Origin of the sequence: Pseudomonas asgharzadehiana, from assembly GCF_019139815.1 — a bacterium.
GTDB classification, from domain to species: Bacteria; Pseudomonadota; Gammaproteobacteria; order Pseudomonadales; family Pseudomonadaceae; genus Aquipseudomonas; species Aquipseudomonas asgharzadehiana.
This window is the reverse complement of the sequence record NZ_CP077079.1, coordinates 1920358-1945938: the sequence shown is the minus strand read 5'-3', so window position 1 is coordinate 1945938 and position 25581 is coordinate 1920358. Positions and strand designations below refer to the sequence as shown.

Genomic DNA, 25581 nt, shown 5'->3' with positions numbered 1-25581 from the left:
TTGCCCGCGCCGCCAAGGGGCGCGGGCCAATGCTGTTTACTTCACGTACTCAATGGCCGTAATCCACCAACAGACTTCGCCACCTGGGGTCTGCACGATGGCCTCATCGTCAACCTCTTTGCGTAACAGCGCGCGCGCCATCGGCGAATCGATAGAGATGTAGTCCATGCGATCATAAATTTCGTCATAACCGACGATACGAAAACGCTTGGTCTCGCCCTGCTCGTTTTCGATTTCCACCCAGGCACCGAAAAACACCTTCCCTTCCTGCTCGGGCACGTACTCCACCACGCGCATGTCTTCCAGGCGTTTGCGCAAGTAGCGCACACGGCGGTCGATCTCACGCAGCAGTTTCTTGTTGTACTGGTAGTCGGCGTTCTCGCTGCGATCCCCCAGAGACGCAGCCCACGTTACCTTTCGCGTGGTATCCGGGCGCTTCTCTCGCCACAGGTAATCCAGTTCCTTCTTCAGCGCTTCATGACCTTCTTTGGTAATCAGCTTGGTACTCAAACGCTTGCATCCCCAGGCAATGTCCATCGGTGCCGATACGCCAGGGCTCACGCTCCGGCGTCGACTGGCTGGCATTGATAATAAATGAACCGAGAAAAGTAGCCAGGGCAGTTCTAACGATCCAAAGCCTGATCCAGTTCATGCAGCACGCCTTGCAGACTCTGGCGCAAGCCTAATAACTGCGACGTCATCACATTCAATGCTTCGGCCTTCCGGTTGACTGCCGACGCCTGCTCCTGCAGTTCAAGGTTGCGCTGCTCTTGGGCTCGCGCGGTGTCGTCCACTTGATCCTGCTCGCGCTGCAGCCGAGCCTTCCATTGAGCCAATACTGTCTCCTGCTCGACCGCAGCGAGTTTCTGCTGGGTCAACTCCTGCGCAACACGAGCAAGGTTGGTGAGCGTGCTGTCCACCTGGAACAAAGCGCTCTGGTCCAGTGGCGCCGCCAGCCCTGGCTGCATTGACAAGTCGGGCTCAGCCGTGGAAATGGACGCTATTTGCAATGGCACCACGGATGGCGTCTCGACGAGGGCCGGTACTGGCTCTTCAAGCCTTCGCTCGGGCAGTGCCTGCGGGGCAGGTTCAGGTCGGCTTGGCGCTCTGGGCGGCGAGACCATTTGCGATGAGAAGCGAATGGACGGCACGATCAACGTAGCGCTTTCAATGGCCGGCAAAGTGGGCGCGGATATGCCCAAGGTGATCACTTTCATCACCAGCGCTTTCTTGATGATCAGCGAGTGATGATCCTCTGGCCTGGCAGGCGGCAACTTACTGCCCTTCAGATCAACAAAATGGTACGGCACCTGGGTTTCATTGGTACCGCCAGCCTTGGTCTCCAGTGCGGCCGCCAGTATCAGGATCTGCTTGAACACATGCATGGCTATTTGCAGGTCTTCCTTGGACTCAACACCGCCCAAAAAATACCGTTCGGCTTTTTTGCGCAAGGTCGCGATATACACCCGTGAACTACCAGGCTCAACCTCCTCATCCAGGCTGTAGGCAATAAAGTTAGAGGCAATCTGACCGACAGCAAAACCACACAGCAACGCGCCGTTGACAGGAGCATCTTGGCCATTGCGTTCAAGAACTAACGTACGTAGAAGCATCATGATAATCAGGCCTCACTGAGACATTTAAAAATACACACCAATTGTTTCAGTGACGCGCCCGACACGCACGTAGGATTTTTCTTATTAATACCAATGGACATTCCCAAACGAGACCATTAACCGTACTCTTTTTCAAATCTCAGCACCTGCGTCATACACACTTATTCGGTAAAACCCGTGATCGAAATAAGCAACCTGACAAAATACCTGAACAAAAAGAATAGACTTAGCGATATTTCATTCAACGCAAAGCCCCGCGAATGCTTGGGATTATTTGGGGATGACCCCATTGCCAAAACGACACTTTTGAATTTAATGTCGGCTTCAATATTTCCCTCCAGTGGAAATATAAATATTCAAGGCTTGGATACACGTACTCAAACGCGCGAAGTCAAAAGACTGGTTGGTTATCAACTTTACCGACACGTTAGCCATGCCACTCTGACCGTAAAAGAATTCCTTTACTACATCGCAGCGACGTATGGATTTAAAGGCGCCGAACAGCGTGCACGCGTGGAACAAGCCGCCACGCGCCTGGAATTGCTGACGGCGCTCAATGCCCCCCTCGACGCCTTGTCCATCGGGTTGAAGCGCAAAGTCGGGATCGCCCAGGCCATTTTGCACACGCCCCTTGTGTTGCTGATGGACGAACCAACGGAAGGCCTCGCGCCTGATCAGAAACATGCATTCACCGGGCTGATCCAGTCGTTGAAGCAGGACATGACGCTGGTCATCGCTTCGCGTAACCCTGATGAACTGTCGCAGTTCTGCACGCGTGCGCTGGTTATCGCCGACGGCCGCCTGGTGACGGACGCCCCCTTGCAGAAACTGCAACGTGATTCCCGTCATTTCCAGGCGGTCACCCTCACCGCCGATACCCCCTTGGACTTGCTGGCCCTCGCTGTGCTGCCTGGAGTCGCGGGTATTGAAGAACATCAACATGCACCGGGCACCGTCACCGTTCTGGCCATGCCCGGGCACACCATCTACACCCACATTCACACACTCATTGCCAACCGTGGCTGGAAAATCAACACATTGGATCTGGAGCCCGGTCGCGTGAACGAGGTGGTTCCATATCCGAGCCAGGAGAGGCGCCTGTGAGACTGTTGCCCGTTATTTTCAAGCATCAACTCACCAGTTATGCCTCAACGCCTGCGACCTACTTGAGCATTGCTCTGTTTTTGCTCATGTCCGTCACGCTGGGGCTTTATGCACACCGCTGGCTGGAGCAAGACACGCTTGATCTGCAGATTTTCTTCCAACTGCATCCCTGGCTCTATTTGGTGCTGATGCCTACCCTGACGACGCAACTCTGGGCAGAGGAATCCAATGCCGGTTTTCTCGACGTGGTCAAAATACTTCCCATCACTGCGTCAGAACTGGCTATTGGCAAATTCCTGGCCGCCTGGGCCGTGGCATCGGCGGCCTTGATCTCAACGTTCCCTCTCGTCATCGTGGCTAACTATCTCGGCACCGCAGATAACGGGCTTATCGCGTCTCAATTTATAGCGAGCTGGCTGTTAGCGGGCAGTTATTTGGCGGTAGGCTGTTTTATATGTTCCTTTACACGCCAGCATATAATTATTTTCATATTCACGTTATGTTTGCTGTTGATCGCCAGTGGCTTGTCTACGGCCATCGATAATCTTGAACATCAGGCACCTGTGTGGTTGATCGACAGTTTAACTGTTCTCAACCCACTATCACGCTTCAGCACTATCGACAACGGCAAGCTGACACTTCATGACGCGGCTTACTTCATCAGCATTATTGTCGCCTTTCTCACTGCGACAACTGTCATTCTCAACCATAAACACCGCTGAGGAGGACAGATCACCATGCGATCCACTTTGCGTACGGGCATGACACTTACTGTCATATTGCTGCTGTTCCTCGCTTTTAATCTGGTTTGGGTAGCAAAAATCCCTGATATCCGGTGGGACTTTTCTGAAAAAAAAATCCATACCCTATCCCCTTCGGTCCACTCGTTATTGGTATCCCTGAATAGCCCTCTGGACTTGTATTACTTCAACGCACACAACACCCCAACACGCAGCGATGCCTTGAAACGCTACGGTAAGCGCATTGAAGATCGGCTTCGGGAATACGAAAAGGCAGCGAAAGGCATGATCAACCTGCACGTTATCGACCCCGAGCCTTTTTCAGAAGACGCCTACAAAGCCGGGTTGTTCGGCCTCAACGGCGAGACGGGTTTCATGGGGCTGATTGGCACGCGTGCGAATCGCGGAGCACAACGGATAGAGTCATTCAGTCTGGATAGGGAGCCGTTGCTTGAATATGAGATCAGCCAGTTGATCTCCCGGTTGCAGCACCCGCAACCTCCTACCGTAGGGCTGCTGCCAGGGCTGACCCTCGACGAAACATCGGGCCGGCTATTGGGGGAACTACAGCAGCACTTCAAGGTGGTCAACTTGGGAACGACCACCGATCGCGTGCCGGAGAATGTCCAAACGCTGATGGTTGTGTATCCGCAAGCGCTGTCCGAACGGACGTTGTATGCCATTGAGCAGTTTGTACTGAAGGGCGGCAGGCTCATGATGTTTATCGACCCGATAAACGAACAGGACTCAACCCCATCGGTGGTCAATCCCAAGCTGGATGAACTGCTCGCCGCATGGGGCATACAATTGCCAGCGGACAAATTGCTCATCGATAACCACTATGCAATGTCGCAGACACAGGGTGCCGGCAAGCCCACCGTGCAGCATCCGGCCAGGTTGAATCTGCCCCGACAAGCAATGAATACACACGATATCAGCACCCGGAAAGTGAATACCGTGACGGTATCGAGCAGCGGCGCCCTTTTTCAGCGCAAAAAAGCGCGCACAACCTTCACCCCTCTCCTACAAAGCTCAAGGCACTCCGCACTGCTGGAAACCGAGCGTTTCGCTTCAGCAACCACGTTCAGTTCGGTATTCGAAGAAGCCTCCACTGCAGCGCAACGCCACGTGATCGCGGCCCGTATTGAAGGGCCGGCTTACTCAGCCTTTCTCGACGGCATGGCGGGACAGCCGCCCGGTTTGCAGCAAGCGGCGAACATCCATGTGGTGGTAGTCACCGACACAGACCTGCTCACGGATCAAGTCAGCAACTGGGCATCCGACAGCAATGCGCTGTTTGTACTCAATACACTGGATAACTTGGCGGCCCCCGATACGCTCGCCAATATCCGCCCACGCGCAGCGGCGCAGGGGTCGACAAGTAAGCTGGGGCGACTGCGTGATGATGCCGCACGCGCCTATCATCAACAGGCGATTGAGTTGGAGCAGCGTCTACAGCGAACAGAACGGGAATGGCAACGGCTGAGCCCACAAGCGCTGGCTCCCGGGCCCCAGGCTGTGGATACGAACTCAACCTTACAGGCGCTCAATAAAGAGCGCCTGCGTTTGCCTATCGAATTACATGCTTTGAAGGTAAAGACGTATGCCCCCGTGCATCGCATGGAGCAGACGATAAAGGGGGTGTTGAGCTTGGCGATGCCACTGACATGGTGCCTGCTCGCCTGGTTTATCTTCCTGCGCCAGCGTCGCCGGCTGCGGCATGAAGCGGTCTTATACTGACGCGCTATCAACGACGGGCAATCAACCCCTGGCGGGCGATTCGGGTCAACTGACGGATCACTTCATCCGCTTCATCGGCACATGGCGCCTGGATAACCGCAAGGTCAAAGCTATCACTGGCAAAGCGCGCAAGAGAATCGCCATCCTCAACGAACTGAATCAGGAACGCTGAAGGGCGCCCGGTGCGACGTGGCCAGCCGTCCAGATAACGCAATAGCGTCGGCTGGTGCTTGCCGCCCAGGAGAATCTTTGGATTGCGTTGAGTGAGGTCCGCGGTGATCGGGGCCAGGCGTATCAGGGGGCGTAGTGCATTCATCGTGTCGTGTCTCTGCCTCAAAAGTCTGCGGGCAGGTGAGAGGCAACACCGAACCAGCGCTTTAGCGGTATTTCGAAGTGCTCTCGTCAGGCGAGAACAAGCTTCTGTCGGGCTGCATCGAGTCCCAGTGGCGCCCCGCAATTAGCTGTTTAAATCGGCGCATGAACGGCATCCTAGAGAAGCCGATGGGCCGGTGTCAAGAATCCCAGGCAACGAAAAGGCCCGCATGGCGGGCCTTTTCGATGTGTCAGCAGGCAATCAGTTGGCGATGGCCCGGTCGGCAGACAGTTTGCCGGCACCTTCCAGCAACACTGCCAGCGAGCCGCCCAACAAGGCCAGTGCGAACTCGTAACCGTTATTGGCCATGAACAGACCGTTATGGATATGCACCGAGAAGATCGCCACCAGCGACAGGATGGTCAGGCCCAACGCCGCCGGGCGTACCAGCAAGCCAATGATCAACGCTAGGCCGGCAAAGAACTCGGTGCCACCCGACAGCAGCGCCATCAGGGTACCCGGCGCCAGGCCAATGCTTTCCATCCACTGGGCAGTGCCCGCCAGACCGTAGCCGCCGAACCAGCCAAAGAGTTTTTGCGACCCGTGCGCGGCGAAGATGATGCCGACAACAATGCGCAAAATAGTCAGGCCGTAGCCGGCACGGGTGGACAGAAGACTTTTGATCATTGGGCTCATGCTGAGAATCCTTTTCGGAGTAGGGGTTGGTTGGCCGCTATATTAATCAGTTTAAGCAATGATAAAAGCCGAAAAAATGCTTAATTAATATCGATAAACCTGATCACTTGCGTGATGCCACTTTCGCCACCGGGGGCTCCAGAGACTCCCGCTCCCGGTCAAACGCCAAATAATACTTGTTGACGCTATTAACATAGCTGACCCCGCCCATCCCCACCTGCTCCATGGCGATGCGTTCGACCTGGAAGAACCACTGGTTCGGATTAAGCCCCCGGCGCTTGGCCTCGGTACGCATGCCCTGCACCCGCTCCGGCCCCATGTTGTAGGCCGCCAGCACAAACGCCATGCGTTCGCGCTCGTTAAGCTTGGGGCTGGCAAAAAATTTGCGCCGGATCAACGCCAGGTAACGTGCGCCCGCCTGCACATTGCTGTCGAGGTTTTCAATATTGTTGACGCCCACCCGTTGCGCCGCCGAGGGTGTGATCTGCATCAGGCCGGTGGGGCCACCGCTGTTGCGTGCACCGGGGTCGAAAGCGGACTCCTTGAAAGCCAGTGCCGCAAGGTTCAACCAGTCCATACCCTGCTCCCGGGCGTGCTTTTGCAACACCGGGCGCAGTTTTTCCAGGCGTTGGCGGTCGACACGGGCCAGTGGATTACGGACTTGGTAGAGGCGACGGTAGATACGTTGAAAGGCCACATCCTGGTCGGACGGCGTTCGGTAAGTCTTGAGAAATCGATCAATACTGGCTCGCAGCATCGAAGCGTCCTGGCTCACAAACCAGTACTCGTCGCCCGGCTCACTGATCACCACCTGCTTGTCGAAACGCAGTTTGGGCAGGACCTTCGACCAGCGCTCGGCAATCGGCTTTTCGACAATGGTCAGATGAAAGATGCCCGCCTGGACCATCTCCAGCACATCTTCCACGGCCAGGGTCGGGTCGACCCATTCCACTTTGATCGGCGGCTGCTTGTGCAACGCCAACTTCTGGTTGACCTGGTTGATGGCGTCCGCCGCCGCACTGCCGGTGGTCAGCGCCAGCGTGCGCCCAGACAACTGCTCCAGCTTGGTAAAGCGTTTTTCGCCTTTTACGCCAACCAGCCACAAGGGTATGCCGCTGGCAATCGGATCGCTGGTGGTGATCTTGTGAGCGGCGGTTACATCAAGCAACTCGCCGGGTGCCACGAGGTCGCCTTCGCCACGTGCCAGCGCGCCGAGCAACTGGTCCTTGGCCTTGGGAATGATCTTGAGGTTGATTTCCTGGCCATCACGGGCGTGGCCATTGAGGTATTGCTCGAAGGCCCGCAGGCGATGGTACTCGACACCGATGGCCTGGCCCTGTACTTCGCCGGAACTGTTGCGACTCTGGTTGACCAAAACACGCAAGGTGCGGCTGGCGCGGATCTGCGCCAGGTCGCGCACCTTGCCGGGCTTGGTCACTTCCAACGGCCCGTCCAGACGCGCGACCGCCGCCATGGGCAGCAGTAATGTCAGGCACAACACAAGCAACGCCGAGGGTCGGATCATCCGCTCTCCGGAAAGAATACTGGCCAGTGCCCTCGCGAAAACGAGGCGCTGGGAGTCAGAAACAGAGCGCTTTAAGCGCAGGCTTTGCGCGCAACGGTGGCACAGTGCAAGGCAGCCAGCCAATCACGATGTCACTTGCGACGTTCAAAGACAGCTATAACTCGTTGTAGTTCTTCGATTTTCTTATAAATCTACAGCTCTGATATGCTTTCCGGCCGCAGGCGGAGATAGCACCATGCAACTCATTGATATCGGCGTCAACCTGACCAACCCCAGTTTCGACGACAAGCACCAGGCCGTTCTCGACCGCGCCTATGCCGCCGGCGTGCACCAGTTGGTGCTCACCGGCACCAGCGTCGACGGCAGCGAACAGGCTTTGGAGCTGTGCGTAAACCTCGATGAAAGCGGCCAACGCCTGTTCAGCACCGCCGGCATCCACCCCCATTGCGCCAGTGACTGGAATGATGACAGCGCCCAACGCTTGCGCGGTTTGCTCAGCGAAAGCCGTGTGCGGGCGGTGGGCGAATGCGGCCTGGATTTCAACCGGGACTTCTCGCCGCGCCCGCAACAGGAAAAGGTCCTCGAAGAACACCTGGCCCTGGCCGTGGAACTGAAACTGCCGGTATTTCTTCACGAGCGCGACGCCAACCAGCGCTTGCTGGACATCCTCAAGGGCTACCGCGACCACCTCAGCGCAGCCGTGGTGCATTGCTTCACCGGCGAACAGCAGGCGTTGTTCGGCTATCTCGACCTCGACTTGCACATCGGCATCACCGGCTGGATCTGCGACGAGCGCCGTGGGACGCACCTGCATCCACTGGTCAGGGAAATTCCCCGCGGCCGCCTGATGCTGGAGAGCGATGCGCCCTACCTGCTGCCGCGCACCCTGCGACCCAAGCCAAAGAACGGCCGCAACGAACCGGCCTACCTGACCGAAGTACTGCGCGAAGTCGCCCTGCACCGTAACGAAAGGATGGAAGACCTGGCCCGCCACAGCACCGCCTGCTCCCGGGCGTTTTTTGGGTTGCCTAGCGTGGATTGATGCGGCGCATTGACCCATGTCAAAACCGGATTTCTGAGTAGCGGCACAATAATGGCACCTTGCCAATGCTGTTTCCGCTATCAGAGAAAACCTTCCATGGGTGCCTGGCTTAGCAATATCTCGCTGAAGTACAAATTCTGGGCCGTGAACGCGGTCGCCTTTATCACCACCCTGCTGCTGGTCCTGTACGCCGTGCAGCTCGAACAACAAGCGCGCAGCACAGCGTCCCAGGCCTCGGCGCAGGCCCAAGGGCAACTGCTCGGCGCCTGGCCGGCCGACAAACCGTTGCCCAAGGGCGAGCATTGGCTGGCTTTTGCACGCGGCCAAGTCCCACAGCTTGGCGACCTGGATCTGTCCGCCCTGAGCAGCAGCACCGGCTGGGTCGAACTCAACCCTATGCCGCTGTTCGGTGAAAACCCGCTGCTGGGCGCTGAAGTGGTCGCCCGTCCTGACGGGCAATATATCGCCGTGCTTGCTCACGCCCCCAGCCTGAGCCAGGTCTTCGGCGAACGCTTCGCCAACTATGCGGTGGCGGTCCTCATCCTGATGCTCGCCATGCTCGGCGCTTCGCAGTTGCTGATCCGCTTCCTGCTCAGCCAACTCAACACCCTCAAGGACGTGATGCTACACGTGGAGAAAACCGGCGACCTGTCGGCCCGCGTGCCGTTGGCCTGCAAGGACGAAGTCGGCCAGATGGCCAGCGCATTCAATGCCATGCAGGCCGGTTACCAGCGGGTCGTCAACACTGTGGCGCGCACCGCCCGGCAACTGGACGAGGGCGCCGCACGCCTGGCCGGCAGCATGAACGAGGTGCAACACGGCATGCTCGGCCAGCAAAGCGAAACCGACCAGGCCGCCACTGCCATCAACGAGATGACCACTACCGTCCACCACATCGCCCAGCATGCCGGCGCCACCCGCGATTTATCCCAGACCGCCGACACCCTCGCCGGCAGCGGCCAGGCCGTAGTAACCCGCGTGCAACACTCTATCGCGGGCCTGTCCAGCGGCGTGCAACAGACCGCCGAAATGATCCAGAAACTGGCCGAAGACAGCCAGAAAATCAATGGCGTGGTCAGTGTGATCCACAGCATCGCCGAACAGACCAACCTGCTGGCCCTCAACGCCGCCATCGAGGCCGCTCGCGCCGGGGAAATGGGCCGTGGCTTTGCCGTGGTCGCCGACGAAGTACGCAACCTCGCCAAACGCGTACAAAGCTCCACCGATGAAATCACTCACATGGTCTCGGCGCTGCAAGCCGGCACCCGCGACGCCGTGGACTTCATGCAGGAAAGCTCGTTCAAGGCCGACGATTGCGTGCAGCAGGCTCAGGAAGCCGGCGCCGCTCTCGCCGAAATCACCGGTGCCGTGGCGCAGATGCGCGAGAGCAACACCCAGATCGCCGTCGCCGCCGAACAACAAAGCCATGTGGCCGAAGAGATGAACCGCGCGGTGGTGAGCATCCGCGATGTGACTGAGAACACGGTGCGGCAAACCGTGGACTCGGCCACCACCAGCCAGGAGCTGGCCACCCTGGCGGGTGAGTTGAGCAAGGCGATTGGCCAGCTAAAACTGTAGGACCGACCAGCCTGTAATCCGACTCCTACGATCGGCCCTGCATTTACCCGCCGTTTTGGCGAAACCTCCTAACCGTCCTGGCGAATAGCGCCGACTTCTTTACCTGACGAACCTCTCCAAAGTCTCTCGCCTGATCATTCAGTGCGAGGGACCGCCGATGCACCTACCCGTTAATGCCCTGCTCAGTGGGGCTGCCTCTTGATTCCGGTCATAGGTCAGCTTGTCCTGTCTCCCATGAACGCCAAGGCGCCGGACGTTGAAGGCGTCTTGCGTGATTTGCGGGCATGTCTCAACACCTTTGACGACTGGGCCGAAAGCGTCTGGAGTGGCTCGGCGCTTGAGGTGGAGCAGGTTTTCAAAGTCGGCGAAGAGGTTGCGTTAATCGCGCCGGTTTCTTCCACAGAGCCCAGCGCTGTCGTCGCCAAGTGTGATGCCCAGGGCTCGCTCACCCTGCTGCACATGTTCGAAAGCACACGGTCGGTGCCTATCGGCAACACGCCGGTAGTGCTGCAGGCCATCGACCAGGATGGCAGCCCGACGGGACCGTCCATCCATCGAACCATCGGCCCCAGCGGCATTCTTGAAATCCAGGAATGTACCCGCGACCAGAAATACCAGATCACCTTTTATCCCAACGTTTCCAAGGATCACGTCAAGGCGCTGTATGCGTCTTATCAGTCGGTGATCGCGGAGCTGGAAACGCGCCTGCGTGATGAATGGGCCAAGACTTTCAAACCCCAGTGGGACGAGTTTGCCAACGCTACATCGTTGCAACGCAGCGCGATGCAGGGCATGGCGTTTTCCAGCGGTTTGGCTCAGGCGCTCTACAACCTGTGGGACAACGTTACGCAGGTGTATGAGCTGCTGGCGGATCTCAAGGCCAACAGCGAGAAGCTGTTGGCGTACATCTCCCAGGCTGAACTCGATGCGCTGCTGGCGCTCGGCAGCGACGCGATTGCCAACGGTTTGCTGGTGCTTAGTGATGAGCCGCTGCTCTTCATCTACCTGACAGCGATGGTCAGTTGGATACGCCTGTTGCCGCCGCCTGAGATGTACGAAGTACTCGGAGAAATCACCGGTGAGGTGTTGATCAATCTGCTGCTGATTTGGGCGACGGCGGGCACCGGCGTGGCACTGCGCTTGGGCGCCCAAACGCTGAGTTCCATCAAGTCCGTACGGGTGCGAGGGTTGTTGGAGTTGCTCGCCAAGCACCTTGTGGGGCCGAGATTGGAACTGCATGTCGAGACGGCTAAACCATTGCTGCTGGGCAGTGCGCCAACGCCGATCAAGACGATTCCGGTTGCGCCGTTGAAGGCTGGGGATCAGGTGGTCTCGAACCCTGTTCCGTTGGTTCGTAACAAGTCCCAGCAGACGGTGTTGGTTCGGCAGGAGCATGTCGATGATGTGCCGGTCGTGGCTACGAATCCCAAGGGTGACGCGGCGACTTCGGCGGACAAAACAGCGACCAATGGCTGCCCGGTGTCGATGGTCACTGGGGAGGAATTGCTCACCCTCACCGATGGTGTTTTGGACGGGATATTGCCGTTTGAGTGGACCCGTTTGTACCGCACCAGCGCGGTGGAAGTGGATGTTGGGCTGGGGTTTGGCTGGAGTCATTCGCTGGCGCAGCGGCTTTCTGTTTCGGGCGATTCGGTGGTGTGGACCGACCATGAAAACCGGTCGACTGAGTTTCCACTGCCGACCGAGGCGCGACCGGCGATCACCAACAGCCTGGCTGAAGCGGCGATCTATTTGGGGGCTTCGCCGGATGAGTTAGTGCTGGCCCAGGCCTCGCGGTTTTATCACTTTCGTGACGGGGTGCTGGTCTCGATCAGCGATGCGTATGACAACCGCCTGCGGATTTCGCGGGATGTGGTGGGGCGTATTGCACGGCTGGATAACGGCGTCGGGCGCTCGTTGTGTTTGCGCTATGAACTGGGCCGCATGGTGGCGGTGGATTACCAGGTTCAGCGGGCCAAGGGGTATGAGCCTTACGAATGGATCACGGAACAGAACGTTGTTTCCTACGCCTATGACGACGCGGGACGACTGCTTTCGGCAACCAACGCCGTCGGCGAAAGCGAGGTTTATCGGTACGACGAGCAGCACGTCATTCTGGAGCGGGGCTTGGCCGGCGGGGCGAGTTTCTTCTGGGAATGGGAACGCTCTGGCAAGGCGGCGCGGTGTGTCCGGCACTGGGCCAGTTTTTCGCAGATGGATACGCGGTATGTCTGGGAGGACAACGGCCGCGTGGTCGTGCATAACGCCGATGGCAGTCAGGAAGTGTATGTCCACGATGACCGCGCACGGCTGGTGCAGCGCATTGATCCGGACGGCGCCCAGCACTTCAAATCCTACGATGACAAGGGTCGACTGACAGTCGAGCAGGATCCGCTCGGGGCGGTGACGGCGTATCAGTACGACGATGCCGGACGCTTGGTGGCGTTGTTTCCGGGAGATGATGAACCGACGTCCTACGAGCATGACAACGGCTTCGTACGGGTTGTGCGGCGTGGTGAAGCGGTCTGGAAGTACGAGCGTAACGACCAGGGCGACCTGACGCGTAGGACCGATCCCGATGGTGAGGTGACGGACTACAGCTACAACAAATACGGGCAACTGACGGGGGTTTGGTATCCCGATCACAGCTGTCATCGGCTGGTATGGAATGAACGCGGCCAGCTCATTGAAGAGCAACTGCCCAATGGCGGCGCCAAGCGCTATCGCTACGACGATCTGGGCCGCCAGATTGCCCGCGAGGATGAACAAGGCGGGCTGACCGGGTATCAGTGGGACAGCGTTGGCCGGTTGATTCGCATCGTGTTGCCGGGCGGTGCAACCCGCGAATACAGCTACAACCCCTATGGCAAAATCACTACCGAACGCGACGAACTCGGCCACGTCACCCGCTACGAATACGCCGACGGCCTGCACCTGATCAGCCGCCGCCTCAACGCCGATGGCAGCCAGGTCAACTACCGCTACGACAACGCTCGGCTGTTGCTCACCGAAATCGAAAACGAGGTCGGCGAAACCTACCGGCTCAACTACCACCCCAACGGCCTGATCCAGCAGGAAATCGGCTTCGACGGCCAACGCACCGCCTACGTCTACGACCTCAACGGCAACCTGCAGGAAAAAACCGAACACGGCGACGATGGCCGTCAGCTAGTTACCCTTTACCAGCGCGACCACGCCGGCCGACTCGTACGAAAAACCCTGCCCGACGGCAATACCGTTGATTACGCCTACGACCGCCAAGGCAACCTCCTCAGCGTCGACGACGGCCACTGGGCGCTGGCCTACGAGTACGACACACAAAACCGCCTGACCGCCGAGCATCAAGGCTGGGGCACCTTGCGTTATGGCTACGACGCCTGCGGTCAACTGCAACACCTGCGCTTGCCGGACAACAATCGACTGACCTTCAACCATGCCAAAGGCGGCCATCTCGCCACCGTTGAGTTGAACGGCACACTGCTGACTTCCCACCTTTTCAAAGCCGGCCAAGAGCACCAACGCCAACAAGGTCAACTGCTCAGCCACTACCACTACGACGACCAACACCGCCTGCACGCCCACACCATCACCCAACAGGAAAACCACCTCTACCAACGCCACTACGATTACGACAAATCCGGCAACCTCACCCGCCTGAACGACACCCGCAAGGGCGAACACCACTACCGCTACGACCCGCTAGCCCGCCTCACCCGCGCCGACCATTCGCAAGACCTGCACGAACGCTTCGGCCACACCCCAGCGGGCAATCTACTGATGCACGACCGCCCCGGCCCGGACATCGTCGCCGGCAATCGGTTGATGATCCAGGGCGACCGGCACTATGACTACGACGCCTTCGGCAACCTGATCCGTGAACGGCGTGGCAAAGGCCATCAACTCGTTACCGAGTACCGCTACGACTGCCAGCATCGCTTGATCGGTATTACACAACCCAACGGCCAGACCGCGAGTTACCGCTACGACCCGTTTGGGCGGCGCATCAGCAAAACCGTTGATGGCATAACGACCGAGTTTTTCTGGCAAGGCGAAAAGCTGATCGCCGAGCACCATGCGGATCGGCATCGCAGCTACCTCTACGAACCGGACAGCTTCCGTCCGTTGGCCTTACTGGAAGGGTTTGGTCCCAAAGAAACCAAGCCCTACCACTACCAACTCGACCACCTCGGCACGCCCCAGGAACTCACCGCTCCAGACGGAGAAATCGTCTGGTCCGCCCACTACCGCGCCTACGGCCAAATCAGCCGACTCGACATCGGAAAAATCGACAACCCGCTGCGCTTCCAAGGCCAATACTTCGACCCAGAAAGCGGGCTGCACTACAACCGCCATCGCTACTACAATCCGGATGTTGGTCGTTACCTGACGCCGGATCCGGTGAAGCTGGCGGGTGGGATCAACGCCTACCAGTACGTGCCCAACCCGACTGGATGGATTGACCCGCTAGGGCTAAATGCAAATTGTCCAGCAACAGGCAGAAAAAGCGCCGAATGTGAAAAACAAGCGGAACTAACTGCACCGGAAGTTTCTAGGAACGGGGCGTTTAAGCAAGCAAAGTCCGATGCCGGAATACCGAGAACACAACATCCGGAGCCGGTGTTTGATCCTAGATTGGGGAAAACCAGGCAATACTCAATGGTCACGATGAGAGACAGACAAAAAAATGAAGTTTTGGACGAACACGGCAAACCGATAATGACTCGGGAATACCTATTCACTCGTGGTGACCGCTTTCCAGTCTTGATTCAAGATCACGGAGCCGGACACAAATACTCAGATCCCGACGGTAAAGGAAATCAAACCGCGCATTTCAATCTTCGACCGAAAGAAAGACCTCGAACTGGCAAACTAGATGAAGCCAAAACCCATTACTACTTCAAGGATAAAAAATGAAGCACTGGAACGAGTTAAACGACACGATCTTTTTCAATAAAGTATTTACTTTCCCCGTGGAAATTGGAGAAATCACCCTCTACTCACTAACCATCGATAATGACAGACCCAATATCGGAATGGGTTTTGACATCAAAGAGTTACCGGACGCCCCACCAGAAAAATGGATTAAAGAAGGATATAACACTTGCAGGATAGGCTTGGATTTCGGAGGGGTAAGCGATGTAAAAATCGAAAATATCCCTACTCGCGAACCTCTGAGAATGAAAATAACCAAGCTTGAAGATCATTATGCAATCCACGCTAAATCCGGTACATCTACAATCGAATTAAAAGCCAAATACGTTTCTCTGTGCGGACCTTCCGTTTATATCTGCGATCCAGATTCCGCTGGTTATTAGCTTTTATAGCTTACGGACTTTGCTTTTTCTATGCCTCCCATAGCCAACCCCAATTCGCCGCCCCGCCCTCTCCCACCTAGACTCCATCCAAGCCATTTCAACGGACAGAGGATTCACCATCATGGGCAAACGTCATCCCAATCTCCCCGCCTGGCAATGGCGTAACTACCCGCAGAACCATCAGCACCCGACCAATCTGGCGCTGCATATGATTGCCGTGCCGCTGTTCATCATTGGTTTTCTGTTGATCGTGTCGGGTGTGTTCAGCCTGAGCCTGGCCAGTTTCGCGGTAGGCATCGTCGGTCTCCTCGCGGGCCTGGCGCTGCAGCGTCACGGCCATAGCCTGGAAGCCGAGGCGAGTGAGCCGTTCAGTGATCGTAAAGATGCGGTGCAGCGCCTGGTGGTCGAGCAGTTTGTGACGTTCCCGCGGTTTGTGTTGAGCGGTGGTTGGTGGCGCGCCTGGCGGCAACGCCATCGGCATTGAGGTTCAGGCGAAGACCACCACGGTCTGGCGGCTGAGGGCGATCAACTCGCCGGTTGGGCTCCACAGCGCGGCGGCGGCATGGCCGTAGCCGTCGCGGGCGTGTTCGATATTGACGTGGTATTGGCACCAATCGAGGGTCGTCAAGTTTTGTAAGGGCTGGATGAACTCGATGGTCCAGGTCAGGGTGCTGCCCGGCGCCGGTTTTTTCAGGTGCGGGAGCAAGGCCGGGGGCCAGGCATCGACCAGGGCGAGGATATGCGCTTCGGTCAGGGGTTCTTCTTTTACGTCACCACGCAAGCGTACCCAGCCGCCCATATCGCGGGATTTATTGCCGGTAAATGGCAGCCCGCCGACACTCCAACGCATTGCCATATGCCGCATGAATTCAGGGGTTACGCCCTTGATATAGGGCAGTTCCTGGCACTCGTCCCAATGTTTGAACACTGGCGGCGCTTCACTTGCCACATCAATTTCTGACTCACGGGACGCACCGAAGCTGGCCTGCACCAGCGTCGCCGTTTCACCGTTCTGCACCACGCGCCCGAGCAGTTGGCTGACCGCTTTGCCCTCGCGCAACACCTCGACGTGGTAACTGGCGGGCACGTCAGGCGCCACCGGGCCGACGAAGGTCACCGCCAGCGAGCGCAATGGACGATCGGCAGGCACCTGGGCGCGCAATGCTTCATATTGCAAAGCGGCGACCAGGCCACCAAAGGTCGCGCGCCCCTGGGCCCATTCGGCGGGGATGGTCACATCCAACGGGTTGCTACGGGCGGCGTCGAGCAAATCACTGAAGCGCATGGCGACCTCACGTCAAAAGAACAGATGGGGGATCTTAACCATCGGGCCGGCGAGGTACAGCGCTCATTCCGGCCAAAAGCCGGACCGATTCAGAAACATTCGGCGCTGAGTTTGTCCAGCACACGATCCGCCTTCCCTTCGGCCTTGACCATGGTTTTATGCCATATCGCCACGCAGGGTTGCAGGTCGGCTTGCTGTTCGGCCTGGGCCAGCCACTGCCAGCAGTCGTGCCAATCGCCCAGGGCTGCCTGGGCTTTCTTCAGGCGCGACATGGCGTTGGCAGGCAATCTGTCCAGTTCGGGATAGGCCTCGGCGGCGTAGCGCACACGCTTGATCAACAAGCGCAGGCGGTGGCGATCATGGTCGGGATCCTTCAGGGCCTCGTCGAGTGCCTGCCATTGCTTGGCCAGACGTTTCTCGACGCGCGAACGCAAGCCCTTGAGGAGTTTCTGATGTTCTGAGGCGCGAATAAAACGCGGGAAGGCATCCAGGATCAGCAGCAAATGCGCAAGTTGAGCACTTTGCGCCACCTGGCGATACGCATCGGGTTGCAGGCGCAAGCGCCGATCCGCCGCTGCGTGATGACCATGCTGATGCAGATAGGCCGCCAACACTTCACGGTCACGCAGCGGCGTGGTCAATTGGCCGACCGCGGCGGCGGCCATTTCAAGCTGTTCGACGCCTGGCAACCCACGCAAGGGGCGCAACAGGCTGCGCAGGCGCCGCACGGTGGTGCGCAAATCATGCAAGGCTTCATCGTCGGTGACGGCAGCAAGGCGAGCCTGGCAGCTCAGTAACCCTACTTCCAGGCCAATGACCTGAGCGACTAACTGATCGACCAACGCTGACATCCTGCCCTCACTTTCCGATGAAAAATCCTACTTGCTATACCTCAACGCCCGGCGCGCGACTCACGGATATAGAACCGCGCCTTCTCAGCCTTGTTGGAGCAACCTTCAAACGCTTCAAACTGTTGCTGGGTCTTGGCGCCCGTCAACAGGGATAAAGCCTTGGAGTAACTGACGGTGCCGGCAAACCCTTCTGCCTTGGCCAGGTCGAGCTCTTTCCAGGCGGCGTCCAATTGCGAGCCGCAGCTGTCGCGGTAGGCAGTCTTCCCGGCACAACCGGCCAGGGCCAGCATGATCACAGGCACACACATCCAGGCTTTCATCGATGACACCTCAAAAATAGAAAAACAGTCGTAGCGTGTAGACGTTACCTACGACAAAAAGTGCCTTGTCCATAGCCTGAAATCGGTAGTACCTATTGCCAGAGCATACCCGAGCCTAGTGGTTTTTCTGGAAAAATATTGCGCAGCTCAGCGAAGATTGAAGCCGCCCCCTCAATAGGTGCATTGTGGGCACCTGCCGATAAAGGACATGGACCATGAAGAAACGTGTTGCCTTGGTGCTGGGCTCCGGCGGCGCCCGGGGCTACGCCCATATCGGAGTGATCGAAGAGATCGAACGGCGCGGCTACGATATCGCCTGCATCGCTGGCTGTTCCATGGGCGCCGTGGTAGGCGGGATTTACGCCGCCGGCAAGCTGGATGAATACCGCCGCTGGATTGAAAGCCTCGATTACCTGGACGTACTGCGCCTGGTGGACGTGAGTTTTCGCCTGGGCGCAATTCGCGGCGAGAAAGTCTTCGGGCAGATCCGCAAGATCGTCGGCGATATCAATATCGAAGAGCTGCGCATTCCCTACACTGCCGTGGCCACCGACCTCACCAACCAGCAGGAGATCTGGTTCCAGGAAGGCTGCCTGCATCAGGCCATGCGCGCTTCGGCGGCGATCCCCAGCCTGTTCACCCCGGTAATGCAGGGCAACCGCATGCTGGTGGACGGCGGCCTGCTCAACCCGTTGCCGATCGTGCCGGTGGTGTCGAGCCACTGCGACTTGATCATTGCGGTCAACCTCAACGCCACTAACCAGAAGCACTACCAGTTGCCGGTGATCCAACGCCCGCCCGCGTTCAAGAGTCGCTTTAACAGCCTGGCCAAGTCATTGGGTTCGCACCTGCCGTTTCGTCGCAAGCAAGCCGAGCAGTTGATGAAACTCGAGCAGGAAGCCCTGCACGCCCAGGCCGCCGAGATCAACCCGTGGCTGGAATCGGCCGAACCCGAATCCCAGCAACCCGCCGCCGCGCCGGAAAAACCCGGCGCGCCGAAGTCGGCCACCGGGTCGTTCATCATCGACAACGTGGGGCCGGCGTCGCTGCTGGACCTGATCAACCAGAGTTTCGAAGTGATGCAAACGTCGCTGGCCCAGTACAAGATCGCGGGCTACCCGCCCGATGTGTTGATCAACGTGCCGAAGCGGGTGTGCCGGTTCTTCGAGTTCTACAAGGCGCCGGAATTGATCGCCCTGGGGCGGGAGATTGCCAGTGACACATTGGATCGATATGAGAGTGAGCAGCCTTGAACGCGATAGCGGCGGTTCAGACAACGAAATGCATCAGGCTCAAGCACTGAGCAACCGATACCCCACCCCCGCCTCGGTCACGATAAACCGTGGCTGAGTGGGGTCATCCGCCAGCTTCTGGCGTAGATGGCCCACCACGATACGCAAGTAGTGGCTGTCTTCGGTATGGGTAGGGCCCCAGATATCCTTGAGCAGTTGCTGCTGCGTAATCACCCGTCCCGCATGCCGCGCCAGCTGCGCCAGCACTGCATATTCCTTGCGGGTCAGCGCCACTTCGGCACCGTCCAGCAACACGCGGCGATAGGCCAGGTCCACCGTCAACGGGCCAAAATTCAACGCCGCTTCCTGCGCCTCCCCCGCTGGCGCCTGGCGCAGCAATGCGCGCACCCGAGCGAGGAACTCCTGGATGCCAAACGGTTTGGTCACGTAATCGTTGGCGCCACCGTCGAGGGCTTCGACTTTCTGCCCTTCGCTGGCGCGCACCGACAATACCAGCACCGGCACCGTCGACCATTCGCGAAACTCACGTAGCACCTGCTGGCCGTCCATGTCCGGCAGCCCGAGGTCGAGCACCAGCAGGTCCGGTTTGTTCAATGCTGCCTGGGCCAGGCCTTCGTTACCGGTACCGGCCTCGATCACTTTGTAGCCCTGGGAGGCCAGGCTGATGCGCAAGAATTTGCGGATCTGCGGTTCGTCATCAATGACCAAAATCGTCGCGGTCTGGCTCATGGTGTCCAATCAAAATACGAGGTGCAAAGAGGGTAGCTCACGAGTCGCGCTCCAGGCCAGGCTGTGTCGGTAACGGCAGGAACAGCGTGATGCAGGTACCGCGCCCTTCGATGCCATCGGCCACGCTGATGTGCCCACCGTGTGCGCCGACCATGCCCTGGCAAATCGCCAGGCCCAGGCCCGTGCCCTGCCCGCCTCGATCGCCGCGCGCAGCGGTGTAGAACATATCGAAAATCTTCACGCGCTCGTCCTCGGGAATCCCAGGCCCCTCATCGGCCACGGCGAAAAACAGCTGGTTATCCAACACCCCCGCGCTCAATTTCAAACGGCCCTGGGGCGGCGAAAAACGAGCGGCGTTTTCCAGCACATTCACCAGGGCCTGCTCGATCAGCGCCGCATGCACGTACAACAACGGCAACTCGGGCGGCACGTCGGTGCTTACCTGCAACGGCGCCAGCACCGCGCGCAAGCGGCCGAGGGCGCTGCCGACGATATCGCCGGGCGACACCCAATCGCGCGCCAGCTTCAGCGCGCCGTGCCCCAGGCGGGTCATGTCCAGCAAGTTCTGGATATAGCGGTCGAGGCGCTCGGCCTCGTCGCGGGTGCCTTCGAGCAACTCGCGGCGATCCTCCAAGGGGATGGCCTCCCCCAGCGCCAGCAGGCTGTCGATGCTGCCGCGCATGGACGTCAACGGCGTGCGTAAATCATGGGACACAGAGGCGAGCAAGGCGCTGCGCAGCTGCTCGGTTTCGCCGTGCAAGCGCGCGGACTCCAGTTCCTGCGCCAATTGAGCCCGGGCCAGCGCCTGAGCCAGCGGCTGGCTCAAAGCCGTGAGCAAACGCCGACGTTGGCCGCTCAGTTCCAGCCCTGGTTTGGCGCTGACACCGAGCAAGCCCAACGGGCCTTCTTCACCTGACAACGGCCACCACCACCAGCGCCCAAACGGCAAGGTGCCAGTGCCCATGCCAGCGGGTTGATCATGCTGCCAGGCCCAGTCGGCGGCAGCGCGTTCAGATTCGCTGAGGGTCAGCGGGCCGCCCGTCTCGATCTTCCAGCCACCCTGACCATCGCGATTGAGCAGGCACAGGTCCAGGTCGCTCCAGCCCTCCAGGTGATGGGCCGCCGCGCTGACCACCGCCTGACGATCGGTGGCGGCGGTGAGTTTGCGCGACAGGTCGAGCAGTTCGCTGGTTTCTTCCTGTGTGTCTCGCAAGGCTTGCAGTTGTCGGCGCTGGCGGGCGGCGAGGTTGCCGGTGAGCGCCGCCATCAGCAGGAAAAACAGCAGGGTCAGCACATCTTCTTCGCGCTGGATGGCGAAGGAAAAATTCGGCGGAATAAACAGAAAATCGTACGTGAGAAATGACAACGCCGCACACACCAGGGACGGTCCCAGGCTGCTGCGCACCGCGACCAGCAGCACGGCGGCGAGAAACACCAGCGAGATATTCGGCAGCGGCAACACACTGGACACCGCCCACGCCATCGCAGCGGCCACGACGGTGGCAACCACCGCCAGGGCGTAATCGAACCACACCAACCCACGCACCTCGGGCAAGCGTGGCGATGCCGGCGTGTCGTCGCTGTCGAGCACGTTGATTTCCAGGCTTCGGGCATTGCGCAGCAGGCGCGACGCCAGGCCGCCACCAAACAGGCGACGATGCCAACGCATTCGCGACTGCCCCACCAACAACAGACTGGCGCGACGTTCGAGGGCGTGCTGGATAAGCGTCTTGGCCACCTCCCCCGCCCGTAGCAACACCACCTCCCCACCCAGGCGCTCGGCCAGTTGCTGAGCGTTTTGCAAGCGCAGGCGCGACTGCTCATCCCGCGCACGGCCGTTATCGATATGCACCAGGCTCCACGGCAGGTGCCGACGCTGCGCCACACGGCTGGCATGCCGCACCAGGCGTTCGGCCTGCGCGTCGCCATCCACGCCCACCAGCAAACGGCCGCGTACCGCCGGGGCGGCCTGGCCAAGTTGGCGATAACCCTGGGCCAAGTCGTCGTCGACATGGGCCGCGGCGGTCTGCATCGCCAGCTCGCGCAAGGCCATCAGGTTGGTCTGGGTGAAAAACGCGTCGATGGCGGCACGCGCCTGTTCCGGCACATACACCTTGCCATCACGCAGGCGCTCCAGCAGCTCGCGCGAAGGCAGGTCGATCAGCAGCAGTTCATCGGCCTCTTGCAGCACCCAGTCGGGCAAGGTTTCACGCACTTGCACGCCAGTGATGCCGCGCACCTGGTCGTTGAGGCTTTCCAGATGCTGGACGTTGACCGTGGTGAACACGTTGATACCGGCGGCGAGCAGTTCCTGAATGTCTTGCCAGCGCTTTTCATGGCGGCTGCCGGGAGCATTGCTGTGGGCCAGTTCATCCACCAGTACCAGCTTGGGCTTGGCGGCGAGCAGGCCGTCGAGATCCATTTCTTCGAGCATCACGCCACGGTACTCGCTGCGCAGCAACGGTTGCTGCGGCAGACCGCTGAGCAGGGCCTCGGTCTCGGCGCGGCCGTGGGTTTCGACGACGCCGGCGATCAGCTTCACGCCCTGGCGCAGTTGAGTGTGGGCGGCCTGAAGCATGGCGTAGGTCTTGCCCACGCCGGGCGCGGCGCCGAGGAAGACCTTGAGCCGGCCACGGCCGTTGCGGGGTAAGTCGGCTAACAGGGCGTCGGCGCGGCCGGAGTCGCTCATGCGTGGGGTTCCTTCAGGTGTTGATATCGTCAGTTCAATCACGATCAAAATGTGGGAGCGAGTCGAATCGTCGCACCGCCCCTCCCACAAGGGTTCAGAGTTTTTCCAGGGCCATGTTCAGTGCCAGTACATTCACCACCGGCGGGCCCACCAACGGGCTTTCGGTGTGCTCATCCAACAGCCGTTGCAAGGTCGACACCGGCAGATTCCGCGCCGCCGCCACCCGCGCCAGTTGATAGGCAATCGCCTCGGGTGGCAAGTGTGGATCAAGACCGCTGCCGGAGGTAGTCAGCGAGGCTAAAGGCACCGGGCCCTGGCCGGGCACCTGCTGTTTGTTGGCGTCGTCGAACACGCGGGTGGCCAGCGCCGGGTTGCTCGGGCCGAGGTTACTGGCACTGCTGGAAACCGTCGCAAAGGCGCCGGCCGAAGGACGCGGGTGGAACCAGCTGTCACCGCTAAAGTCCTGGGCGATCAGGCTGGAGCCGCGCACTTTGCCACTGGCATCGCGCACCAGGCTGCCATTGGCCTGGTCGGGAAAAGCGACCTGAGCGACGCCGGTCACCACCAGAGGGTAGGCGACGCCGGTGACCAGGGTCATGAGCACCAGCAGGCTCAGGGCCGGACGGATGATGTTGGACATATTCAAATCCTCAATTGAGTCGAGAAACCCTGTGGCGAGCGAGTGTGCTCCCTCGCCACATAAGCACCGTTCGGGTTACACCAGGTGCAACGCGGTCAACAGCATGTCGATGGCCTTGATGCCCACGAACGGCACCAGCAGCCCGCCCAGGCCGTAGATCAGCAGGTTGCGCCGCAGCAACGCCGCCGCACTCGCCGCCTGCACCCGCACGCCACGCAGCGCCAGGGGAATCAGCACCACGATGATCAGCGCGTTGAACACGATGGCCGAAAGGATCGCGCTTTGCGGGCTCTGCAGATGCATCACGTTGAGCACGCCCAACTGCGGGTAGATCGCGGCAAACAGCGCCGGCAGGATCGCGAAGTATTTGGCCACGTCGTTAGCGATGGAAAACGTGGTCAGCGCGCCACGGGTCACCAGCAACTCCTTGCCGATCTGCACCACATCCAAGAGCTTGGTGGGATCGCTGTCGAGGTCGACCATGTTGGCGGCTTCGCGGGCGGCCTGGGTGCCATCGTTCATCGCCATGCCCACGTCGGCCTGGGCCAGCGCCGGCGCGTCGTTGGCGCCGTCACCGCACATGGCGACCAGGCGACCGTCGTTCTGCTCATGGCGAATACGCGCGAGTTTTTTCTCTGGGGTGGCTTCGGCCAGTACGTCATCCACGCCTGCTTCTGCGGCAATCGCGGCGGCGGTCAAGGGGTTGTCGCCGGTCACCATCACGGTGCGGATGCCCAGTTTGCGCAGCTCGGCGAAGCGTTCACGGATGCCGGGCTTGACCACGTCCTTCAGATGAATCGCACCCAGCAATTTGCCATCGGCGCACACCAGCAACGGCGTGCCCCCGCTTTGGGCGATTTTGTCGATTTCCCGCGACAACGCCGGTGGCAGCTCACTGCGCTGCTGGCCTATGAATGCCAGCAGCGAATCCACCGCGCCCTTACGGAACACACGGCCCTGGTAATCGACACCGGACAACCGGGTTTCAGCGCTGAACGGCACGGCCGTCAGTTCATCGACGGATGGCTCAGCCTGGGGATGCAAGGCGCGCAGGTACTCGACGATGGATTTACCTTCCGCCGTGTCGTCCGCCAGGGACGCAAAGAGCGCGCCTTCGGCCACTTCGCGAGCGCTGACGCCAGGCGCCGCCACCACCGCCGCACAGCGACGGTTACCAAAGGTGATGGTGCCGGTTTTGTCCAGCAGCAGCACATGCACGTCCCCCGCCGCTTCCACCGCCCGGCCGGACTTGGCGATCACATTGAGGCGCACCAGGCGGTCCATACCGGCGATGCCGATGGCCGACAACAAGCCGCCAATGGTCGTCGGAATCAGCGTCACCAGCAGTGCGACCAGGAACACCAGCGGCAAGCTGCCATTGGCGAAGTGGGCGAACGGCTGCAGGGTGACGACCACCAACAAAAAGATCAGCGTCAGACCGATCAGCAGAATATCCAGCGCAACTTCGTTGGGGGTTTTCTGGCGTTTGGCGCCTTCCACCAACGCGATCATGCGGTCCAGGGTCGACTCGCCCGGGTTGGCGGTGATGCGGATCAGCAGCCAGTCCGAGACCAGGCGTGTATTGCCGGTGACGGCCGAACGGTCACCGCCGGACTCGCGGATTACCGGGGCGGACTCGCCGGTGATCGCCGCTTCGTTGACCGCCGCGATGCCTTCGATGACCTCGCCGTCACCGGGGATCATCTCCCCAGCGGCAACACGCACCACATCGCCTTTGCGCAGGCTGGTGGCCGGCACCACCTTGAAACTGCCGTCGGCCTCCTTGCGCCGTGCACTGAGGCCCTCGCTGCCGGCCTTGAGGCTGTCGGCGCGGGCCTTGCCACGGCCTTCGGCCAAGGCTTCGGCGAAGTTGGCGAACAGCACGGTGAACCACAGCCACACGGCGATTTGTACGGCGACAAACGTGGGCACGGCGGTATCAGGCACAAAGCACAGCACGGTCGTGAGGATCGCGGTCAGCTCAACCACCAGCATCACCGGTGAGCGTTGCAACTGGCGCGGGTCCAGTTTGACGAACGCCTGGATCAGCGCCGGGCGCCACAGCGCGGAAATGGCGGTTTTGGCAGGCGCCTGAGTATTGGTCGGGGCCGCGTTTTTTGCAGGCATATTCATCTTCATATCCCC

At 59.6% G+C, this 25581-nt stretch carries 21 protein-coding genes; 9 read left to right on the top strand and 12 right to left on the bottom strand.

The genetic code is table 11. The features are described from left to right. Positions 1 to 36: 36 nt before the first annotated feature. Together greB and KSS96_RS08960 are read right to left on the bottom strand one after the other, a co-directional pair. On the bottom strand, positions 37 to 510 hold the full coding sequence (greB, locus tag KSS96_RS08965) for a transcription elongation factor GreB (RefSeq protein WP_026067388.1): 474 nt from the start codon (positions 508 to 510) through the stop codon (positions 37 to 39). A 113-nt stretch (positions 511 to 623) separates the two neighbouring features. Beyond that, positions 624 to 1616 (bottom strand): hypothetical protein, encoded by a 993-nt coding sequence (locus KSS96_RS08960; protein WP_217856021.1) that lies wholly within the window; start codon positions 1614 to 1616, stop codon positions 624 to 626. Between the two features lie 177 nt (positions 1617 to 1793). Here KSS96_RS08960 and KSS96_RS08955 point away from each other — a divergent pair, with 177 nt between their 5' ends. From KSS96_RS08955 to KSS96_RS08945, 3 genes are read left to right on the top strand one after another with little or no spacing between them, the layout of a single operon-like run. After that, a complete protein-coding gene (locus KSS96_RS08955) occupies positions 1794 to 2720 on the top strand; it encodes an ABC transporter ATP-binding protein (protein ID WP_026067389.1) in 927 nt (308 codons plus the stop codon). After that, positions 2717 to 3442 (top strand): ABC transporter permease, encoded by a 726-nt coding sequence (locus KSS96_RS08950; RefSeq protein WP_068937872.1) that lies wholly within the window; start codon positions 2717 to 2719, stop codon positions 3440 to 3442. The genes KSS96_RS08955 and KSS96_RS08950 overlap by 4 nt, the downstream gene beginning before the upstream one ends. Positions 3443 to 3457: 15 nt before the next feature. Then, entirely contained in the window at positions 3458 to 5200 is a 1743-nt protein-coding gene (locus tag KSS96_RS08945) for a Gldg family protein (RefSeq protein ID WP_065876601.1), read from the top strand. 7 nt (positions 5201 to 5207) lie between these two features. Here the strand turns inward: KSS96_RS08945 and KSS96_RS08940 are convergent, their stop codons facing one another. From KSS96_RS08940 to KSS96_RS08930, 3 genes are all read right to left on the bottom strand, one after another. Next, on the bottom strand, positions 5208 to 5516 hold the full coding sequence (locus tag KSS96_RS08940) for a hypothetical protein (protein WP_017529400.1): 309 nt from the start codon (positions 5514 to 5516) through the stop codon (positions 5208 to 5210). Positions 5517 to 5774: 258 nt separating this feature from the next. Beyond that, positions 5775 to 6209, bottom strand: a complete 435-nt coding sequence (locus KSS96_RS08935) for a DoxX family protein (RefSeq protein ID WP_017529401.1) — start codon at positions 6207 to 6209, stop codon at positions 5775 to 5777. A 103-nt stretch (positions 6210 to 6312) separates the two neighbouring features. Beyond that, complete coding sequence (locus tag KSS96_RS08930; protein WP_065876602.1) at positions 6313 to 7734, bottom strand: MltF family protein; 1422 nt, start codon at positions 7732 to 7734, stop codon at positions 6313 to 6315. 235 nt (positions 7735 to 7969) lie between these two features. Between KSS96_RS08930 and KSS96_RS08925 the strand changes: the two genes are divergently transcribed. The 5 genes from KSS96_RS08925 to KSS96_RS08905 all read left to right on the top strand — a co-directional run bounded on the left by KSS96_RS08925 (position 7970) and on the right by KSS96_RS08905 (position 16153). Continuing rightward, on the top strand, positions 7970 to 8776 hold the full coding sequence (locus KSS96_RS08925; protein WP_068937871.1) for a TatD family hydrolase: 807 nt from the start codon (positions 7970 to 7972) through the stop codon (positions 8774 to 8776). 96 nt (positions 8777 to 8872) lie between these two features. Further along, positions 8873 to 10354: a methyl-accepting chemotaxis protein gene (locus tag KSS96_RS08920; protein WP_068937870.1), complete on the top strand. Its 1482-nt coding sequence runs from the start codon at positions 8873 to 8875 to the stop codon at positions 10352 to 10354. 198 nt (positions 10355 to 10552) lie between these two features. Next, positions 10553 to 15268 (top strand): RHS repeat-associated core domain-containing protein, encoded by a 4716-nt coding sequence (locus KSS96_RS08915; protein ID WP_217856019.1) that lies wholly within the window; start codon positions 10553 to 10555, stop codon positions 15266 to 15268. Beyond that, on the top strand, positions 15265 to 15669 hold the full coding sequence (locus KSS96_RS08910; protein ID WP_065876990.1) for an Imm50 family immunity protein: 405 nt from the start codon (positions 15265 to 15267) through the stop codon (positions 15667 to 15669). Before KSS96_RS08915 ends, KSS96_RS08910 begins: the two co-directional genes overlap by 4 nt. Before the next feature lie 121 nt (positions 15670 to 15790). After that, positions 15791 to 16153 (top strand): Mpo1-like protein, encoded by a 363-nt coding sequence (locus tag KSS96_RS08905; RefSeq protein ID WP_065876991.1) that lies wholly within the window; start codon positions 15791 to 15793, stop codon positions 16151 to 16153. A 3-nt stretch (positions 16154 to 16156) separates the two neighbouring features. Here KSS96_RS08905 and KSS96_RS08900 read toward each other — a convergent pair whose 3' ends face one another. From KSS96_RS08900 to KSS96_RS08890, 3 genes are all read right to left on the bottom strand, one after another. Next, positions 16157 to 16954 (bottom strand): acyl-CoA thioesterase, encoded by a 798-nt coding sequence (locus tag KSS96_RS08900; RefSeq protein WP_068933719.1) that lies wholly within the window; start codon positions 16952 to 16954, stop codon positions 16157 to 16159. Between the two features lie 89 nt (positions 16955 to 17043). After that, positions 17044 to 17805, bottom strand: a complete 762-nt coding sequence (locus KSS96_RS08895; RefSeq protein WP_068933721.1) for a CHAD domain-containing protein — start codon at positions 17803 to 17805, stop codon at positions 17044 to 17046. Between the two features lie 41 nt (positions 17806 to 17846). Further along, positions 17847 to 18125 carry a hypothetical protein gene (locus KSS96_RS08890; protein WP_003172685.1) on the bottom strand — a complete coding sequence of 93 codons (279 nt, stop codon included), beginning with the start codon at positions 18123 to 18125 and terminating at the stop codon, positions 17847 to 17849. A 215-nt stretch (positions 18126 to 18340) separates the two neighbouring features. Between KSS96_RS08890 and KSS96_RS08885 the strand changes: the two genes are divergently transcribed. Then, positions 18341 to 19378 (top strand): patatin-like phospholipase family protein, encoded by a 1038-nt coding sequence (locus tag KSS96_RS08885; protein ID WP_017526575.1) that lies wholly within the window; start codon positions 18341 to 18343, stop codon positions 19376 to 19378. A gap of 39 nt (positions 19379 to 19417) precedes the next feature. On the opposite strand, the gene KSS96_RS08880 is transcribed toward KSS96_RS08885, so the two are convergent. The 4 genes from KSS96_RS08880 to kdpB form a co-directional block, all read right to left on the bottom strand. Further along, entirely contained in the window at positions 19418 to 20107 is a 690-nt protein-coding gene (locus KSS96_RS08880; RefSeq protein WP_017526576.1) for a response regulator, read from the bottom strand. A 37-nt stretch (positions 20108 to 20144) separates the two neighbouring features. Continuing rightward, positions 20145 to 22796, bottom strand: coding sequence for a DUF4118 domain-containing protein (locus KSS96_RS08875; RefSeq protein ID WP_217856017.1), 2652 nt, complete (start codon positions 22794 to 22796; stop codon positions 20145 to 20147). 94 nt (positions 22797 to 22890) lie between these two features. Beyond that, entirely contained in the window at positions 22891 to 23436 is a 546-nt protein-coding gene (gene kdpC / locus KSS96_RS08870) for a potassium-transporting ATPase subunit KdpC (protein ID WP_065876995.1), read from the bottom strand. A 75-nt stretch (positions 23437 to 23511) separates the two neighbouring features. Continuing rightward, positions 23512 to 25569: a potassium-transporting ATPase subunit KdpB gene (gene kdpB / locus KSS96_RS08865; RefSeq protein ID WP_439653347.1), complete on the bottom strand. Its 2058-nt coding sequence runs from the start codon at positions 25567 to 25569 to the stop codon at positions 23512 to 23514. Positions 25570 to 25581: the final 12 nt, after the last annotated feature.

Excerpts from the sequence above, each read along its gene's own strand:
- KSS96_RS08960 (WP_217856021.1), bottom strand. The coding sequence starts at position 1,616 with ATGATGCTTCTACGTACGTTAGTTCTTGAACGCAATGGCCAAGATGCT.
- KSS96_RS08945 (WP_065876601.1), top strand. The coding sequence starts at position 3,458 with ATGCGATCCACTTTGCGTACGGGCATGACACTTACTGTCATATTGCTG.
- KSS96_RS08940 (WP_017529400.1), bottom strand. The coding sequence starts at position 5,516 with ATGAATGCACTACGCCCCCTGATACGCCTGGCCCCGATCACCGCGGAC.
- KSS96_RS08935 (WP_017529401.1), bottom strand. The coding sequence starts at position 6,209 with ATGAGCCCAATGATCAAAAGTCTTCTGTCCACCCGTGCCGGCTACGGC.
- KSS96_RS08930 (WP_065876602.1), bottom strand. The coding sequence starts at position 7,734 with ATGATCCGACCCTCGGCGTTGCTTGTGTTGTGCCTGACATTACTGCTG.
- KSS96_RS08925 (WP_068937871.1), top strand. The coding sequence starts at position 7,970 with ATGCAACTCATTGATATCGGCGTCAACCTGACCAACCCCAGTTTCGAC.
- KSS96_RS08920 (WP_068937870.1), top strand. The coding sequence starts at position 8,873 with ATGGGTGCCTGGCTTAGCAATATCTCGCTGAAGTACAAATTCTGGGCC.
- KSS96_RS08910 (WP_065876990.1), top strand. The coding sequence starts at position 15,265 with ATGAAGCACTGGAACGAGTTAAACGACACGATCTTTTTCAATAAAGTA.
- KSS96_RS08905 (WP_065876991.1), top strand. The coding sequence starts at position 15,791 with ATGGGCAAACGTCATCCCAATCTCCCCGCCTGGCAATGGCGTAACTAC.
- KSS96_RS08900 (WP_068933719.1), bottom strand. The coding sequence starts at position 16,954 with ATGCGCTTCAGTGATTTGCTCGACGCCGCCCGTAGCAACCCGTTGGAT.
- KSS96_RS08895 (WP_068933721.1), bottom strand. The coding sequence starts at position 17,805 with ATGTCAGCGTTGGTCGATCAGTTAGTCGCTCAGGTCATTGGCCTGGAA.
- KSS96_RS08890 (WP_003172685.1), bottom strand. The coding sequence starts at position 18,125 with ATGAAAGCCTGGATGTGTGTGCCTGTGATCATGCTGGCCCTGGCCGGT.
- KSS96_RS08885 (WP_017526575.1), top strand. The coding sequence starts at position 18,341 with ATGAAGAAACGTGTTGCCTTGGTGCTGGGCTCCGGCGGCGCCCGGGGC.
- KSS96_RS08880 (WP_017526576.1), bottom strand. The coding sequence starts at position 20,107 with ATGAGCCAGACCGCGACGATTTTGGTCATTGATGACGAACCGCAGATC.
- KSS96_RS08875 (WP_217856017.1), bottom strand. The coding sequence starts at position 22,796 with ATGAGCGACTCCGGCCGCGCCGACGCCCTGTTAGCCGACTTACCCCGC.
- kdpC (WP_065876995.1), bottom strand. The coding sequence starts at position 23,436 with ATGTCCAACATCATCCGTCCGGCCCTGAGCCTGCTGGTGCTCATGACC.
- kdpB (WP_439653347.1), bottom strand. The coding sequence starts at position 25,569 with ATGAATATGCCTGCAAAAAACGCGGCCCCGACCAATACTCAGGCGCCT.